Origin of the sequence: Streptomyces amritsarensis, from assembly GCF_001953875.1 — a bacterium.
GTDB lineage: Bacteria > Actinomycetota > Actinomycetes > Streptomycetales > Streptomycetaceae > Streptomyces > Streptomyces amritsarensis.
On sequence record NZ_MQUR01000072.1, the window covers coordinates 25,662 to 42,024 of the forward strand.

Below are 16,363 nucleotides of genomic sequence, written 5' to 3' on the forward strand. Positions count from 1 at the left end.
GTAAGAGCACTGGCCGACGGGATCCTACTGGCCGGGGTGACGGACGATCAGGGCGGGACGGGGGGTGCGCACGTGATGCGCGTCGCAGTCGGGTCGTACAGGGGTGCTATTCCACCGACTTGTCCTTGAAGGGCGCCTTGCGACCGCAGATCGCGGGCCAGTCCTTCGCCACGATGTTGGCGCACCAGATCTCGCCGTCGTCCTTGAACTGCTTCCACAGCTTGACCTGGAGGTCCTCGCAGTCCTTGGTCGGTGCGAAACGCGGGCACTTGCCGTTCGGCAGCTTGATGTTGTGCGCGCGCCAGGCGTCGAGGCCCATGAGGTCGGTGTCCTCGTGCGTCGGCATGTAGCGGTTGACCGACCAGGACGCACCCATGGTGGCGAACAGCGCGACCGCGCACACCATCCCGGCCGAGAGCTGACGGATCGTCCGGCGCGGGACGACCCGGGCCGACGGGGAGGCGGAGGCCGGCCGCAGGGTCCGCTCCGTCCAGCCCGAACCCCGCTGGACCGCCGCCATCACGCCGAGGACGGCCAGGATCAGCAGCGAGTACATGATGATCCAGGTGGTCCGCGGGAAGAGCTGGACCGCCTTGTCGTGCTCCATGTGCGAGGCGAACCAGAAGCGGGCGAGCCAGGCGCCCGCGAGGACCGCCGCGGCGGTACGGACCATGATGTTCCGCAGGCCCAGGCCGACTCCGAGGCCCACGCCGAGGAGCAGCAGCAGCGCGAACCCGGTCTGGCCCGCCATCTCGCCGGAGACCGGCCACTGGTTGTACTTGATGTAGCCCGTCCGGTCGGAGATCCAGCCCAGCACGTACGCGGGATCCGCGTACACCCCGAGGTAGGCGTACCGGTCCGGGGTCTGCGATCCCAGCCGCGCCATCTGGTAGAGCAGCGGGGCGCCGATGATCCCGGCGGTGACCAGCACGGAGCCGACGAACAGCGCCGCCCGCTTCACCGCGGGGGCGCCGGCCCGCCACGGGAAGAGGAACAGGAAGAGCACGGCGGCGCCGGGCGCGGCCCAGACGAACCAGCCCGAGTACCACAGGAAGAGCACGCCGAAGGCCGTGCCGACGGCCACGCCCCGCAGCACCAGCGACTTCGGGGTGCGGCCGGCCGACCGGCGCAGCTCGCGGAAGCAGTACCCGAGCAGCGGCAGCAGCACGATCATGACGACGTGGCTGTACGGGCGGACGGGGTCGAGGAAGAGCACGGCCGCGGGGACGGCGATCAGCAGCGCCCAGAAGGGCCGCAGCAGCAGGCGCCACGACAGGTACGCCATCGGGCCGACCAGGGCGCTGCAGATGATCTGGAGGTCGTGCAGGGCGAAGCCCGCGGTGCCGAGGCCGTCGTAGCGGACCTTGGCCCACAGGGCCATCAGCGCCGGGAAGGCGGGCGGGTAGATGCCCGACATGCCCTCGCCCGACAGGAACGAGTTGGCCATCTCCACCAGGACGCTCGGGTCGCCCTCCTGGCCGCCCAGCGGGTGCGGTGTGCCGCGCAGCGCGACGACGACACCGCCGGCCACGATGCCCGTGGCCAGCCCGGCCAGGGCCGCGCAGACCAGCCGCTTGACCAACTCGTGGCGCCGGACCGAGCCCCGGTGGGCCGTGTGGAGCAGCAGTCCGAGGAGCGGGAGCCCGAGGACGGCCGCGTACAGCTGGAGCTTGGCGAGTCCGCTGACCTGGCCGATGCGGTTCATCGGGTTGACGCCGATGTGCCGGCTCAGGAGCGTGTAGCCGAGGGCCGCCACCACGCTGACGACCACCTCGGCCAGGATCTGCACCCACCGCCGAGACAGCCACCCCTCGCCCCGTGAGGGGGACGGGCGGCTCCCGCCCGGTGCCGGTTCGCCAGGACGCCGGTCCGGGGCGCCGGCCTCGCCGACCGCCTCGGGGGCCAGGTGTGTCATCTCGGTCCGTTTCGTGGTGGGCGGGGCCTGGTCAGTTCTGACCGGAGGTGAAGGCGTGCTTCGCCAGCGTGCGGGCGCCCGCCTTGTTGCCGCTGCGCAGGGCTCCGGGGAGCATCGTCAGCGCGTGCAGCCGGGAGGCGCTGTGGAAGCGTGCCGCGCGGGCCGCCTTCGGCCAGCCGCGGGCGTCCATGCGGGCCGCCACGGCGGAGAAGTAGCGCTCGGCCTCGGCGAAGCGGGTCCCGGAGAAGGCCTGGACCGAGGACTCGCTGACGGCGTGCCGGCGGTACTGGAAGACGGTCGTCGTGTTGTCGATGACCATCTGCTCCCCGGCTTCGAGGAGGTCGACCACGAGCGCGAGGTCCTGGATGACCGAGTAGTCGTCCCGGAAGTTCACCTTGCGCAGCACCTCGCCGCGCCAGGCGATCGACGGGAAGTAGAGCCAGTTGCCGCGCAGCACGCTGGCGGCCAGCTCCTCGCCGCCCATCAGGCGGCGGCCCTTCACCTGCGGTGCGTACAGCCGCTTCTTGGTGTTGTCGGCCAGACCGCCCTGGGTCACCTGGCCCGTGCCGTCGATGACCTCGACGCCGGGCTGGACCATGCCGATGCCCGGGCGCTCCTCGATGATGGAGCGGACGGTCTCCAGGTAGTGCGGGTGCAGCAGGTCGTCGCAGCCCATGACGACCACGTAGTCGGCCTCGGACAGCCGCACGCACTTCTGGAAGTTCTTGGTGATGCCGAGGTTCTGCTCGTTGCGCGTGTAGTGCACGCGGTCGTCGCCGAGCGCGGCGAACCAGCCCGGTACGTCGGGCTCCTTGCCGTCGTCGATCACGACGAGGCGGAAGTCCCGGTCCGTCTGCGCCAGGACGCTGCGGACGGCGTCCTGCATCAGCTGCACGTCCCCGTAGTAGGGGAGCATGAAGTCGAAGGTCACCATGGAGTGTCAGGCCTTCACGGAGTCGGCGTCGGCGTTCGCCGCGGCGTCGGCGCCGGCACCGCTGCCGGCGGCCGGCTCGGCGCCGAGGCGCTCGTCGTTGTGGCGCATGCCCTCGTTGATGGCCACCGTCCGGGCGAGGTCGGTGATCTTCTTCTCCAGCGAGCGGAAGCGCAGGAAGGTGTTGAGCGTGAGGAAGCCCATCGCGAGGACCATCACGTACAGCACCAGGTCGGTGCCGCGGCCGACGCCGAGCTGGTGGGCCAGCCACGTCACGTCCGTCGGGCGGAGCACGGCGTACACGTTGACGACGACGAACAGGGAGAAGGCGATGCGCTTCCAGGCCCGGTTCTTCGCCTGGCTCCACGTTCGGATGAACACCAGGGCCATCGACACGGAGCCGACGATCAGGACGAGCTGGATCCAGAAGTACTTCATCGACGCCCACGCTCCCGCAGCGAAATGTCAAAGATGATGTTCACGCCGTTGATGAGGGACTGGCCCTTGGAGCGCGAGTATTCGGTGTAGAGGATGTCCACCGGGACCTCGGTGACCCGCAGGTCGGAGCCCGCCAGGAAACCGACGAGCTCGGACGCGTGCGCCATGCCGTTCATGGTGATGTTCAGCTGCTCGGCGGCCTTGCGGCTCAGGACGCGCAGGCCGTTGTGCGCGTCGGTGAGCTTGAGCTTGCGGGCGGTGGGGCTGACGGCGGCGGCCGTGCGCAGGACGACCTGCTTGATCCACGGCACCTGGCCGTTCTGCTCGATGAACCGGGAGCCGAGGACCACGTCGGCCTCGTCCCGCCGCAGCACGCCGACCATCGTCTCGACGTCCTTGGTCTGGTGCTGGCCGTCGGCGTCGAAGGTCGCGAAGTAGCGGGAACCGGGCTGGGAGAGGGCGTACTTCAGACCGGTCTGGAGGGCCGCGCCCTGACCGAGGTTGACCGGGTGGCGGACCAGGTGGGCGCCCGTGGTCGCTATGTGCTCGGCCGAGTCGTCGGTGCTGCCGTCGTCGACGACGACGATGTTGGGGAACGTCTTGCGGGCCCCCTCGACCACGTCGGCGATCACCTGGCCCTCGTTATAGGCCGGTATGACCAGCCAGACATCGTCGTATTGGGACACGGTAGCTCCAGCGGAATGTGGCACGTACGAGTGCTCGGTGATCGGTGTGACGTCGTGGGCCGGCATGGTCATCTCCCGACCGCGCCCACGCCGGGGGCGCCTGCGTCGGCCGTCTGCCGGGGCGCTTCACCGGCTGCGGCCGCGGCTCCGGGGAAGCTCAGCCTGAGGGCTGCCAGCATAGCGAGCACGGTGGCGGTCGAGCCCAGGGCGTAGGCGGCGATCACGCGCACGGCCACCTCCCCGGGGATCAGGGTGACGCCCGCCAGGACCGCGGTACCGAGGGCCCAGCAGAGCAACTGCAGGTTGTGCCGCTTGAATACCATGAGCGCCTGTCCAAGGACCATCGCGAACATGTACGCCACGGTGCCCGCGGACAGCAGGAAGAAGTCGAAGCGTCCCAGCACCGGGTCCTGGATGCCGAAGAGCACCTCGATGAGCCAGGGGCCCAGGGCCGTGGCGGGCACGCCGCCGAGCAGCCCCAGCGCTGCGACGACCATGGCGATCCGGCGCAGCATCGCCCAGAAGGCCGGGCGGTCGCCGGCGGTGAAGGCGGCGGTCAGTCCGCTGAGCAGCGAGGCCTGCAGCGAGCCGAAGACGAAGAGCGGCACGCGCGCCAGGACCAGGGCGCTCAGCAGCGAGGCGATCAGCGCGCTGTCGGACGGCGCCAGCAGCTTGGTGCTCATCACGGCCGCGTTCACGACCAGTTGGGACAGCAGGGTCGCGCAGACGAGCAGGCCGAGGCCGCCCGCCAGGTCCCGCCAGGCGATCTGCTCGCCGGGGCCGACCGCGCGCAGCAGTGCGGGCAGCGTCACCAGCGTGGCGACGACGGGCGCGACGGCCAGGATGAGGCTGAAGGCGAGTGCCGAGTGCAGTCCGAAGAGGGCGCACCCGAAGGCGAGCACGATCCGCAGCCCCCCGTCGACGGCGAGCTGGGTGCCGTACGCGCCGAACCGGCCGAGGCCCGCCAGTACACCGCGGGTGAGGTAGCAGACGGCCATGCCGGTGAAGGCGCCGCCGAGCGCGGCCACCAGGGCGCGGTCGCCGTGGAAGAGCAGGTCGGCGACGGGGCCGGCGGCGAGGCCGAGGACCAGCAGGGTCGCGCCGAGGATCGCCCCGGTGAGGAGGGTGGCGCGGCGCAGCACCGGGGCGGCGCCGTGGCCCAGGACCGCCCGGGCGGACACGATCCGGGTGAGCTCCTGCTCGACGGGGAAGAAGACGCCGATGCCGACGGACATGACGATCGTCCACAGCACGGAGACGTTCGCCAGGGCTTGCGTCGACAGGCTGTGCCCGGCCACGCCCAGGTGGACGTAGGAGGCCGCGCCGAGCACGACGGTGCCGCCGGCCACCGCGACGGTGCCCGGCGGCAGCGCCGCGGTCAGCTTGTTCAGCAGGGTTTTCATCCCGCGCGGCCGTCCCGGGCCGCCTTCGCGAGTGCGGCGAAGCCGGGGGTGGCCAGCGCCTGGGCCAGCTGTTCACGCCAGTCGGGAAGCGGCTCCAGTCCGGCCTCCTCCTTCCACGCGTCGTGCGCGAGCACGCTGAACGCGGGACGGGCGGCGGGGCGGACGAACGCCTCGGAGGTGGTCGGCCGGATCCGCTCGGGGTCCAGGCCGCTCAGCCGGTAGGTCTCGCGGGCGAGCCCCATCCAGGTGGTCCGGCCGCTCGCCGTGCCGTGGTAGATCCCGCCCATGGCCCAGCCCTTGAGGGCGGCCAGGCCGAGGTCGACCAGCCGGCCGGCCAGCGCGTAGGACCACGTGGGCTGTCCGTGCTGGTCGTCGACCACGTCGAGGGTGTCGCGCTGGGCGGCCAGCTTCAGCATGGTGGCGACGAAGTTCGGGCCGTGCTCGCCGTACAGCCAGGCGGTCCGCACGACGTAGCCGTCCTGCGGCAGCAGTTCGGTGACGGCCTGCTCGCCGACCAGCTTGGAGCGCCCGTAGGCGTTGACCGGGCCGGTCTCGGCGTCCTCGCGGTACGGCTCCGAGGCGTCGCCGGGCAGCACGTAGTCGGTGGAGACGTGGATCAGGCGCACGTGGGCGGCGGCGCACGCCTCGGCGAGGACGCGCACGGCGGTGCCGTTGACGGCGGTCGCGGCCTCCTCGGCGGTCTCGGCGCCGTCGACGTCCGTCCAGGCGGCGCAGTTGACGACGACGCTCGCGCCCTCGACCGCGGCGCGGACGGCGGCGGGGTCGGTGATGTCGAGGTCGGCGCGGCTCAGGGCCGCGGCCTCGATCCTGGCGCGCTTCAGGACGGTCAGGACGTCCTGGCCGAGCATCCCGCCGGCGCCGGTGACGATCCAGCGCCCGGCCGACGAGTCGGTGCTCACTTCTGCAGGGCCGCCTTCGCCTTCAGCGGCTCCCACCAGGCGCGGTTCTCGCGGTACCAGTCGATGGTGGCCTTGATGCCGTCCTCGAAGGTGACCTGCGGGGCGTAGCCCAGCTCGGCGCCGATCTTGCTGATGTCGATGGAGTAGCGCAGGTCGTGGCCCTTGCGGTCCTCGACGTGCTCGACCATGTCCCAGCCGAGGCCCGCGGCCTCCAGCAGGACGCCGGTGAGCTCCTTGTTGGTGAGCTCGGTGCCGCCGCCGATGTTGTAGACCTCGCCGGCGCGGCCCTTGCGCATGGCCAGGTCGATGCCGCGGCAGTGGTCGGAGACGTGCAGCCAGTCGCGGACGTTGCCGCCGTTGCCGTACAGCGGGACCTTCTTGCCGTCCATCAGGTTCGAGACGAACAGCGGGATGACCTTCTCCGGGAACTGGTAGTGCCCGTAGTTGTTGGAGCAGCGGGTGACCACCACGTCCATGCCGTGCGTGCGCGCGTAGGCCAGCGCCAGCAGGTCGGAGGACGCCTTGGAGGCGGAGTAGGGGGAGTTCGGCACCAGCGGCCACTCCTCGGTCCAGGAGCCCTCGGTGATCGAGCCGTAGACCTCGTCGGTGGAGATGTGGACGAAGCGGCCGACGCCGTGCTTGCGGGCGGCGTCCAACAGCACCTGGGTGCCGACGACGTTCGTCATGACGAAGGGGCCCGCACCGGCGATCGACCGGTCCACGTGGGACTCGGCGGCGAAGTGCACGACGACGTCGTGGCCGGCCATCACCTGGTCGACTGCCTCGGCGTCGCAGATGTCGCCCTGGACGAAGCGGTAGCCGGAGTGGTCCGCGACCGGGGCGAGGTTGGCCTCGACGCCCGAGTAGGTCAGCTTGTCGAAGACGGTGATCTGCGCCGTGGCGTCTGCACCGAGCTGCTGGCGGACGAATTCTGAACCGATGAAGCCGGCGCCGCCGGTCACGAGGATGCGCATAATACGAAGAGTCTAGCCGCCTGCCGAACGTCACACGCCGGACGGTCGGACCGCCCGGGCCCTCTCGCATAGGGTTCACCCATGCGTGGAATCCTTTTGGCCGGTGGCACCGGATCGCGACTCTGGCCGCTGACTCGGGCCGTCTCGAAGCAGCTGCTGCCCGTCTTCGACAAGCCGATGATCTACTACCCGCTCTCCACCCTGGTGATGGCGGGCATCAGCGAGATCCTGATCATCACCACCCCTGAAGACCGTGACCAGTTCGAGCGTCTGCTCGGCGACGGTTCGCAGTTCGGACTGCGGCTGGAATACGCCGTCCAGGAGCGCCCGGAGGGCATCGCCCAGGCCTTCGTGCTCGGCGCCGACTTCATCGGCGACGAGTCCGTCGCGCTGATCCTCGGCGACAACATCTTCCACGGCAGCGGCCTCGGCACCCGCCTCGCCCAGCACACCGACGCCAAGGGCGGCCGGGTGTTCGCGTACCCGGTGGCGGACCCGACCGCCTACGGCGTCGTCGAGTTCGACGAGAAGGGCCAGGCCATCTCCATCGAGGAGAAGCCGGTCAAGCCCAAGTCCCGCTACGCGGTGCCGGGTCTGTACTTCTACGACAACCAGGTCGTGGAGATAGCCAAGGGCCTCAAGCCCAGCGCCCGCGGCGAGCTGGAGATCACCGCCGTCAACGACGCGTACCTCCAGGCCGGCGAGCTCAACGTCACGATCCTGGACCGCGGTACCGCCTGGCTCGACACCGGCACCTTCGTCTCGATGGTCCAGGCCTCCGAGTTCGTCCGCGTGATCGAGGAGCGCCAGGGCTTCAAGATCGGCTGCATCGAGGAGGCGGCCTGGCGGGCCGGCCTGATCGACTCGGCCCAGCTGCGCGCGCTCGCCGAGCCGCTGACCAAGAGCGGCTACGGCACCTACCTCCTGGCCCTGCTCGACGAGGAGGAGGCCAAGTGAAGTTCCGCGAACTCTCCATCGCGGGCGCCTTCGAGGTGACCCCGCAGCTGCACGGCGACCCGCGCGGCCTGTTCACCGAGTGGTACCGCTTCGACCGCCTGGCGGAGGTCGTCGGCCACCCGCTGAACCTGGCGCAGGCGAACCTCTCCGTCTCCGCCGCGGGCGTGGTCCGCGGCATCCACTTCGCCGACGTGCCGCGCGGCCAGGCCAAGTACGTGACCTGCGTGCGCGGCGCCGTGCTCGACGTCATCGTGGACCTCCGGGTGGGCTCCCCCACCTTCGGCCGGTGGGAGGGCGTCCGCCTCGACGACGTCGACCGCCGCGCCGTCTACATCCCCGAGGGCCTCGGCCACGGCTTCTGCGCCCTGACCGACGACGCGACCCTGTCGTACCTGTGCTCGGAGACGTACAACCCGACCGGCGAGCACTCGGTGCACCCGCTCGACCCGGACCTGGGCATCGAGTGGCCGGCCGACGTCCCGCAGCTGTCCGCGCGCGACGAGGCCGCCCCGTCGCTGGCCGAGGCCCTCTCGACCGGGCTGCTGCCCGACCACGCCGCCTGCCTGGAGTTCACCGAGTCCCTGCGCGTGAACTGACGCACCGCCTCCGCATGCGAGGAAGGGCCGCACCCCCGCGAGGGGGGTGCGGCCCTTCTCGCGTGCCCGGCGTCCGGCCCGGCCTGCGAGGACGCCGGCGACGCCGAAGGGCCCCGTCCCACCGCCGAGGCGGTGGGCCGGGGCCCTCCAGTGGAACGTGGTGCCCGGTCAACGGGCTACCAGGTCAGAACACGAATTACTTCGTGATCTTGGTGACCTGGCCGGCGCCCACGGTACGACCACCCTCACGGATGGCGAACTTCAGGCCCTCCTCCATGGCGACCGGCTGGATCAGCGCGACCGACATCTCGGTGTTGTCGCCCGGCATGACCATCTCCGTGCCGGCCGGCAGGGTGACGACACCCGTGACGTCCGTGGTACGGAAGTAGAACTGCGGACGGTAGTTGTTGAAGAACGGGGTGTGACGGCCACCCTCGTCCTTCGACAGGATGTAGGCCTGGGCCTCGAACTCGGTGTGCGGGGTGACCGAACCCGGCTTGATGATGACCTGGCCGCGCTCGACGTCCTCGCGCTTGATGCCACGGAGGAGCAGACCGACGTTCTCACCGGCCTGGCCCTCGTCGAGCAGCTTGCGGAACATCTCGATACCGGTGACCGTGGTGGTGGTCTTCTCTTCCTTGATACCGATGATGTCGACGGTCTCGTTGACCTTCAGGACACCACGCTCGATACGGCCGGTGACGACCGTACCGCGACCGGTGATCGTGAAGACGTCCTCGACGGGCATGAGGAACGGCTTCTCGGTGTCACGCGGCGGGGTCGGGATGGCCTCGTCGACGGCGGACATGAGGCCGAGGAGCTTCTCGCCCCACTCCTTGTCGCCCTCGAGCGCCTTCAGCGCGGAGACGCGGACGACCGGCAGGTCGTCGCCCGGGAACTCGTACTCGGAGAGGAGCTCACGGACCTCGAGCTCGACGAGCTCCAGGATCTCCTCGTCGTCCACCATGTCGGCCTTGTTCAGGGCGACGACGATGTAGGGGACGCCGACCTGGCGGGCCAGGAGCACGTGCTCCTTGGTCTGCGGCATCGGGCCGTCGGTGGCGGCGACCACGAGGATCGCGCCGTCCATCTGCGCGGCACCGGTGATCATGTTCTTGATGTAGTCCGCGTGACCGGGGCAGTCGACGTGGGCGTAGTGACGCGCCTCGGTCTGGTACTCGACGTGCGCGATGGAGATGGTGATACCGCGCTGGCGCTCCTCAGGAGCCTTGTCGATCTGGTCGAAGGCCGAGGCCTCGTTCAGGTCCGGGTACGCGTCGTGCAGCACCTTGGTAATGGCGGCCGTGAGGGTCGTCTTACCGTGGTCAATGTGACCGATGGTGCCGATGTTGACGTGCGGCTTAGTCCGCTCGAACTTCGCCTTCGCCACGGGGGTCCTCCTGGAGAGTGGTTCTGTACGCCTTACAGATCGGCGCCAGGTGATCTTTGCTGGAAAGCCGGCCGGTCCCCGGGGCAACGGGAGTGGCTCCTGTTGCCCCAGAGGCTGCCGGTGACAAGCCTAAAGCGTGTACTCCGAAGAGTTACTCGCCCTTGGCCTTCGCGATGATCTCCTCGGCGACGTTCCGGGGAACCTCGGCGTAGGAGTCGAACTGCATCGAGTAGCTGGCGCGACCCGAGGTCTTGCTGCGGAGGTCGCCGACGTAGCCGAACATCTCCGACAGGGGCACGAGGCCCTTGACGATCTTGGCTCCGTGACGGTCCTCCATGGCCTGAATCTGGCCACGGCGGGAGTTGATGTCACCGATGACATCACCCATGGACTCCTCGGGCGTGGTGACCTCAACGGCCATCATCGGCTCGAGCAGAACGGGCGACGCCTTGCGCGCGGCCTCCTTGAAGGCCTGCGAACCGGCGATCTTGAAGGCGAGCTCGGAGGAGTCGACCTCGTGGTAGCCACCGTCGAGAAGCGTGACGCGGACGCCCGTCATCTCGTAGCCGGCCAGGATGCCGAACTGCATGGCCTCCTGCGCACCCGCGTCCACCGAAGGGATGTACTCCTTCGGCACACGACCGCCGGTGACCTTGTTCACGAACTCGTACGCCGGGCCGTCGGCCTCGGTGATGGGCTCGATCGCGATCTGCACCTTGGCGAACTGACCGGTACCACCGGTCTGCTTCTTGTGGGTGTAGTCGTGGCGCTCGACGGCCTTGCGGATCGTCTCGCGGTACGCGACCTGCGGCTTGCCGACGTTGGCCTCGACCTTGAACTCGCGCTTCATACGGTCGACCAGCACCTCGAGGTGCAGCTCGCCCATACCGCCGAGGATGGTCTGGCCCGTCTCCTCGTCCGAGTGAACGTGGAAGGAGGGGTCCTCCTCCGCGAGACGCTGGATGGCGACACCCAGCTTCTCCTGGTCACCCTTGGACTTGGGCTCGATGGCGACCTGGATGACCGGAGCCGGGAAGTCCATGGACTCCAGGATCACGGGCTGCTTGTCGTCGCACAGCGTCTCACCGGTGGTGGTCTGCTTCAGGCCCATCACGGCGACGATGTCGCCGGCGCCCACCGAGTCGATCTCCTCACGCTTGTTCGCGTGCATGCGGTAGATCTTGCCGATGCGCTCCTTCTTGCCCTTGACGGAGTTCAGCACCGCAGTGCCGGCCTCCAGGCGGCCCGAGTAAACCCGGACGAAGGTGAGCTTGCCGAGGTGCGGGTCGCTCATGATCTTGAAGGCGAGCGCGGCGAGGGGCTCCTCGTCGGACGGCTTGCGCTTCACGACCGTCTCGGCGTCGCGGACGTCGTGGCCCTCGATGGCCTCGATGTCCAGCGGCGACGGCAGGTAGCGGACGACGGCGTCGAGCAGGGGCTGAACACCCTTGTTCTTGAACGCCGTGCCACAGAACACCGCGGTGATCGTGGGCTCGCCCTTGCCCTTGCCGGAGCCGAGGATGATGCGACGGACGGCGGCGTGCAGCTGCTCCTCGGTCGGCTCGTCGCCGTTGAGGAAGAGCTCCATGATCTCGTCGTCGTTCTCGGCGACGGTCTCGACCAGCTTGCCGCGCCACTCTTCAGCGGTCTCGGTGTGGCTGGCCGGGATGTCGACGACGTCGTACATCTCGCCCTTGGTCGCCTCGGCGGACCAGACGAGCGCCTTCATGCGGACGAGGTCGACGACACCCTGGAAGTCGGCCTCGGCACCGATGGGGAGCTGCATGACGATCGGAACCGCACCGAGGCGGTCCTTGATCATGTCGACACAGCGGTGGAACTCGGCGCCGGTGCGGTCGAGCTTGTTGACGAAGCAGATGCGCGGGACGCCGTAGCGGTCCGCCTGACGCCAAACGGTCTCGGACTGCGGCTCGACGCCCGCCACACCGTCGAAGACGGTGACGGCGCCGTCGAGGACGCGGAGCGAACGCTCCACCTCGACGGTGAAGTCGACGTGACCCGGGGTGTCGATGATGTTGATGGTGTGGTCAACATCTTCGAGCGGCCAGTGGCAGGTGGTGGCGGCAGACGTGATGGTGATACCACGCTCCTGCTCCTGCTCCATCCAGTCCATCGTGGCGGCGCCGTCGTGGACCTCACCGATCTTGTACGACACACCGGTGTAGAACAGGATGCGCTCGGTGGTGGTCGTCTTGCCCGCGTCGATGTGGGCCATGATCCCGATGTTGCGGACCTTGGCCAGGTCAAGCGAAGTGGTAGCCATAAGGCTTCGGTCTTCTCTCGGTCTCGATGTGGGGTGGGACTACCAGCGGTAGTGCGCGAAGGCCTTGTTGGACTCGGCCATCTTGTGCGTGTCCTCGCGCTTCTTGACGGCAGCGCCAAGACCGTTGGAGGCGTCGAGCAGCTCGTTCATGAGGCGCTCGGTCATGGTCTTCTCACGACGGGCGCGGGAGTAGCCCACGAGCCAGCGGAGGGCCAGGGTCGACTGGCGACCCGGCTTGACCTCGACGGGGACCTGGTAGGTCGCGCCACCGACACGGCGGGACTTGACCTCGAGGGACGGCTTGACGTTCTCCAGCGCGCGCTTCAGCGTGATGACCGGGTCGTTGCCGGTCTTCTCGCGGAGGCCTTCCATGGCGCCGTAGACGATGCGCTCGGCGGTGGAGCGCTTGCCGTTCAGGAGGATCTTGTTGATGAGCGACGTCACCAGAGGAGATGCGTAGACCGGGTCGATGATGACCGGGCGCTTCGGGGCGGGGCCCTTACGAGGCATTCTTACTTCTCCTTCTTGGCGCCGTAGCGGCTGCGGGCCTGCTTGCGGTTCTTGACAGCCTGGGTGTCAAGCGCACCGCGGATGATCTTGTAGCGAACACCCGGCAGGTCCTTCACACGGCCACCACGCACGAGCACGATCGAGTGCTCCTGCAGGTTGTGTCCCTCACCCGGAATGTAAGCGGTGACCTCGATGCCGGAGGTCAGACGCACACGCGCGACCTTACGGAGCGCCGAGTTCGGCTTCTTCGGGGTGGTCGTGAACACACGCGTGCAGACGCCGCGACGCTGGGGCGAGGCCTCGAGCGCGGGAGTCTTTGTCTTCTCGACCTTGTCCTGCCGGCCCTTGCGGACCAGCTGCTGGATCGTAGGCACTACTTCTCCGGTTTCTGTGTGCCGTGTAGTGAAGCTAACCTGGAACTTTGCCGACCCACGCGGTCGGGTGTGTCGGATCCTGCACACTTCCACCGAGGTGAGAGAGGCGCGGATCGCGGTGTGGTCTTCTCGGCTCACCGCGGGTCTGAAGCGCGCGCGGGAGCCCAGGGCACACCCCAGGCACAAGGTCAGAGCGTACCTACCTCATGGAGGTAGGTCAAAACAAATGCCCAGCACGAAAACCCGCCGTGCGCAAGCGGGACGGGGGCAGTGCGGCCCGGCGGCCCGCCCTGGCGCTCTAAACTGACGGCTTGCCCGGGCGCTGGGCGCCCGCGAGTCGATCAGCAGGGAGCAGCACATTGGGGACCGTGGCACCCGAGCCGACCACAGTCGATGCCCGGTCCCCCGTAGCGGAGCGCCCCTCCGCCGTCCGCAGGTCCCTCGGCCGGTCCGTCCGCCGCTCCACCCGCCTGCGCGGCCCCCTGCTGGCCTACGTCCTGACCGCGTCCGCCTTCGTCGCGGCCTGGTTCGCGCGCGGCACGTTCCCCTTCGGCGACACCGGGCGGGCCATCAACGACCAGGCCAACCAGTACGTGCCCTTCCACCGGGCACTGTGGGACCTGGTGCACGGGCAGGCCGCCGGCGACCTGTTCTTCACCTGGCGCGGCGGATTCGGACAGCAGTTCCTGTCCGACTACCACACCTACCTCGGCAATCCGTTCTCCTGGCTCGCGGTCCTCGTCCCGCGCGACCACGTGGACCTCGCCGTGTTCGCGGTCACCCCGGTCACGATGGGCGCCGCCGCCGCCGTGATGACGGTGTACCTCGGCAAGCTGCACGCCGGACCGTGGTGGCAGCGGGGCGTGCTCGGGGCGGTGTACGGCCTGTGCGGCTGGGCCCTCAGCGACGCCTCCTACATCCCGATGTGGCTCTGGGGCCTGGTCGCCGTCCCGATGCTCGGCATCGCCGTCGAGTGGTGCCTGGAGGGCCGCCGCTGGCCGGGGGCCGCCCTGCTGGTGGCACTCGCCTGGTTCGGGAACTTCTACACCGCGATGATGGCCACGATGGCCGCCTGCGTGCTGCTGGCGATCCGCCTGGCCACCCGGGACACCACGGGCCGGGAGCGGCTGCTGGCCCTGTGGCGGGCCGCGACGGCCGCCGGGACGGGCATCCTGCTCACGCTCCCGCTGCTGCTGCCGGCGTTCCTGTCGAGCGGCGCGGCGCAGCCCACCAAGGCCGCCGCCTTCGACCCCGTACGCGTCGAGGTCTTCTTCGCCGGCCTGCTGCCCGCGACGCACCTGTGGGGCGGCCGTCCCCGGCTGTACGTGGCCTCGCTCGGACTGATCCTGGCCGGCTCCTTCCTGCTCAACACCGCGATCGCGCGCCGCACCCGTCTGGTGTGGGCGGGCGCCGCCGCGCTGGTCCTCGCCTCCTTCCAGTTCCCGCCCACGCAGTACGTGTGGCACGGGCTGGCGGTGCCGAACGGCAACCCGTACCGCGAAACCTTCGTCTTCAGCGCGATGGTGGTGGTCCTGGCCTGGCTGGCGCTGGCGGGCCGGCCGCAGCCGCGGCACCTGGCGCTGAGCGCCGCCGTGCTGGTCGCGGCCGCCTTCGTCCTGCGCCGCACCGACGACTTCGGCGGCTGGACCTGGCCCGCGGTGCTCGTCGGCGGGGGCGTCTCGCTGCTGGCCCTGGTCCTGCTGCGGCTCGGGGAGAAGCGCCGCTTCCTGGTCCCGGTGGCCGCCGTGCTGATGATCGGCGTCGTCCTCGCGGAGTCCACGGCGGCCGCGGCGGGCGCCGACGCCCGGCGGGCCCGCGAGCGCTGGGCGAAGCCGATCCCCACCTCCAACCAGTCGATCGCCGCGCACTTCGACGCGGTCCGCGGGGTCGGCGGCTGGCCCGCGTACCGGACCGACTCGGGCGCGCCGCAGACCGCGTACAACGACGCCCTGGCCCTGCGCGCGGAAGGCCCGCAGTACTACAGCAGCTACCTCCCGGAGGCCACCTACCGGGCGCTGCAGCCCCTCGGGTACGGCTTCAAGAACGACGGCCGGACCTTCTTCGGCGCCGACAACCCGGTCCTCGACGCGATCTTCTCGATCGGCGCGCGGGTCCGCCCGGGGGCCGCCCCGGGCAGCTGGACCGCCGAGCGGTTCCCGGCGCCGCCGCTGGTCACCGTCCGCACCGGCCCCTACACCTCCCCGAACCCGGCGGACAGCGTCTACGCCCGCCAGGAGACCGTCCTCGGCTCCACCGTCTACGAGGTCCCGCAGGTCACCCGCGGCGGCGGCCCCGAGGCCCAGACGTACGCGGCCCTGTGCCGGCCCGGCTCCGAGGCCTACTGGTACTCCCCCGCGCTGTACGGCTCCGTGCACTCGGGCTCCACCGAGAAGCCGCTGGAGGACGAGGTGACCGGGGTGACCCCGCTCGGCCCGGTCCCGGCCTCCGGCCGGGTCGAGGTCACCGTGCGGACCCGTACGCAGGGCGCCGACGCGGGCCCCCACCCGCTGGGCTGCCTGGACCGCGCCGCCCTCACCGCGGCCGTCGACCGCCTGAAGGCCACGGGCGCCACCACCGTGGACACCGCAGGCCACTCCCTCGCGGCCACCCTCCCCGCGGGCACCCGGGGCACGGCCGTCATCGCCACCACAGCGATCCCCGGCTGGAGCTGCTCGGCCCCGGTCAGGCCCTTCCACGGCCTCCTGGCCGTGGACCTCCCCCCGGGCACGACCGGCATCTCCTGCACCTTCACCCCGAAGGGCTTCCCGGCCGGCCTGGCCGGCGGCGCCCTGGCCCTCCTGGCCCTCGCCGCGGTCCCGACGGTGTCCCGCCTGCGCCGCCGGCGCTGACCCGTCGGTGTGCTCGCGGCGGCCGGAGACGGCCCCTGCCGGAGGCCACCCGACGGCCACCCCGTGGGAAAACGAGGAAGCCCCCCGCCACTCCTTTCGGAGCGGCGGGGGGGTTCTTACGAGCCTCAGCCGTTGT

Annotated in this window: 14 protein-coding genes; 3 read left to right on the forward strand and 11 right to left on the reverse strand. The window is 70.0% G+C overall.

Going from position 1 to position 16,363, the window contains the following annotated elements:
• Window positions 1-106: 106 nt before the first annotated feature.
• The 7 genes from AVW11_RS25845 to rfbB all read right to left on the reverse strand — a co-directional run bounded on the left by AVW11_RS25845 (window position 107) and on the right by rfbB (window position 7,267).
• A complete protein-coding gene (locus tag AVW11_RS25845) occupies window positions 107-1,915 on the reverse strand; it encodes a chromate transporter (RefSeq protein ID WP_143568899.1) in 1,809 nt (602 codons plus the stop codon).
• 31 nt (window positions 1,916-1,946) lie between these two features.
• On the reverse strand, window positions 1,947-2,849 hold the full coding sequence (locus tag AVW11_RS25850; protein WP_030842676.1) for a glycosyltransferase family 2 protein: 903 nt from the start codon (window positions 2,847-2,849) through the stop codon (window positions 1,947-1,949).
• 6 nt (window positions 2,850-2,855) lie between these two features.
• Window positions 2,856-3,284, reverse strand: a complete 429-nt coding sequence (locus AVW11_RS25855; protein WP_063898555.1) for a DUF2304 domain-containing protein — start codon at window positions 3,282-3,284, stop codon at window positions 2,856-2,858.
• Entirely contained in the window at window positions 3,281-3,970 is a 690-nt protein-coding gene (locus AVW11_RS25860) for a glycosyltransferase family 2 protein (RefSeq protein WP_030842670.1), read from the reverse strand. Before AVW11_RS25860 ends, AVW11_RS25855 begins: the two co-directional genes overlap by 4 nt.
• 68 nt (window positions 3,971-4,038) lie before the next feature.
• A complete protein-coding gene (locus AVW11_RS25865; protein WP_076046156.1) occupies window positions 4,039-5,373 on the reverse strand; it encodes a polysaccharide biosynthesis protein in 1,335 nt (444 codons plus the stop codon).
• On the reverse strand, window positions 5,370-6,242 hold the full coding sequence (gene rfbD / locus AVW11_RS25870) for a dTDP-4-dehydrorhamnose reductase (RefSeq protein ID WP_037832738.1): 873 nt from the start codon (window positions 6,240-6,242) through the stop codon (window positions 5,370-5,372). The genes AVW11_RS25865 and rfbD overlap by 4 nt, the downstream gene beginning before the upstream one ends.
• Before the next feature lie 47 nt (window positions 6,243-6,289).
• A complete protein-coding gene (rfbB, locus tag AVW11_RS25875; RefSeq protein ID WP_030842661.1) occupies window positions 6,290-7,267 on the reverse strand; it encodes a dTDP-glucose 4,6-dehydratase in 978 nt (325 codons plus the stop codon).
• 81 nt (window positions 7,268-7,348) lie between these two features.
• Between rfbB and rfbA the strand changes: the two genes are divergently transcribed.
• A complete protein-coding gene (rfbA, locus tag AVW11_RS25880; protein ID WP_030653606.1) occupies window positions 7,349-8,224 on the forward strand; it encodes a glucose-1-phosphate thymidylyltransferase RfbA in 876 nt (291 codons plus the stop codon).
• Window positions 8,221-8,820 (forward strand): dTDP-4-dehydrorhamnose 3,5-epimerase, encoded by a 600-nt coding sequence (rfbC, locus tag AVW11_RS25885; RefSeq protein WP_030842657.1) that lies wholly within the window; start codon window positions 8,221-8,223, stop codon window positions 8,818-8,820. Before rfbA ends, rfbC begins: the two co-directional genes overlap by 4 nt.
• Before the next feature lie 196 nt (window positions 8,821-9,016).
• Here rfbC and tuf read toward each other — a convergent pair whose 3' ends face one another.
• From tuf to rpsL, 4 genes are all read right to left on the reverse strand, one after another.
• Window positions 9,017-10,210, reverse strand: coding sequence for an elongation factor Tu (tuf, locus tag AVW11_RS25890; protein WP_030653602.1), 1,194 nt, complete (start codon window positions 10,208-10,210; stop codon window positions 9,017-9,019).
• 151 nt (window positions 10,211-10,361) lie between these two features.
• Window positions 10,362-12,494: an elongation factor G gene (fusA, locus tag AVW11_RS25895; protein ID WP_030842654.1), complete on the reverse strand. Its 2,133-nt coding sequence runs from the start codon at window positions 12,492-12,494 to the stop codon at window positions 10,362-10,364.
• Between the two features lie 39 nt (window positions 12,495-12,533).
• Window positions 12,534-13,004, reverse strand: coding sequence for a 30S ribosomal protein S7 (rpsG, locus tag AVW11_RS25900; RefSeq protein ID WP_007265894.1), 471 nt, complete (start codon window positions 13,002-13,004; stop codon window positions 12,534-12,536).
• A 2-nt stretch (window positions 13,005-13,006) separates the two neighbouring features.
• Window positions 13,007-13,378, reverse strand: a complete 372-nt coding sequence (gene rpsL / locus AVW11_RS25905) for a 30S ribosomal protein S12 (RefSeq protein ID WP_007265893.1) — start codon at window positions 13,376-13,378, stop codon at window positions 13,007-13,009.
• 368 nt (window positions 13,379-13,746) lie between these two features.
• Here rpsL and AVW11_RS25910 point away from each other — a divergent pair, with 368 nt between their 5' ends.
• Window positions 13,747-16,227, forward strand: coding sequence for a YfhO family protein (locus tag AVW11_RS25910; protein WP_240528261.1), 2,481 nt, complete (start codon window positions 13,747-13,749; stop codon window positions 16,225-16,227).
• The last annotated feature ends 136 nt before the right edge of the window (window positions 16,228-16,363 follow it).

Excerpts from the sequence above, each read along its gene's own strand:
- AVW11_RS25865 (WP_076046156.1), bottom strand. The coding sequence starts at position 5,373 with ATGAAAACCCTGCTGAACAAGCTGACCGCGGCGCTGCCGCCGGGCACC.
- rfbD (WP_037832738.1), bottom strand. The coding sequence starts at position 6,242 with ATGCTCGGCCAGGACGTCCTGACCGTCCTGAAGCGCGCCAGGATCGAG.
- AVW11_RS25855 (WP_063898555.1), bottom strand. The coding sequence starts at position 3,284 with ATGAAGTACTTCTGGATCCAGCTCGTCCTGATCGTCGGCTCCGTGTCG.
- fusA (WP_030842654.1), bottom strand. The coding sequence starts at position 12,494 with ATGGCTACCACTTCGCTTGACCTGGCCAAGGTCCGCAACATCGGGATC.
- rfbB (WP_030842661.1), bottom strand. The coding sequence starts at position 7,267 with ATGCGCATCCTCGTGACCGGCGGCGCCGGCTTCATCGGTTCAGAATTC.
- AVW11_RS25845 (WP_143568899.1), bottom strand. The coding sequence starts at position 1,915 with ATGACACACCTGGCCCCCGAGGCGGTCGGCGAGGCCGGCGCCCCGGAC.
- AVW11_RS25850 (WP_030842676.1), bottom strand. The coding sequence starts at position 2,849 with ATGGTGACCTTCGACTTCATGCTCCCCTACTACGGGGACGTGCAGCTG.
- rpsG (WP_007265894.1), bottom strand. The coding sequence starts at position 13,004 with ATGCCTCGTAAGGGCCCCGCCCCGAAGCGCCCGGTCATCATCGACCCG.
- rfbA (WP_030653606.1), top strand. The coding sequence starts at position 7,349 with ATGCGTGGAATCCTTTTGGCCGGTGGCACCGGATCGCGACTCTGGCCG.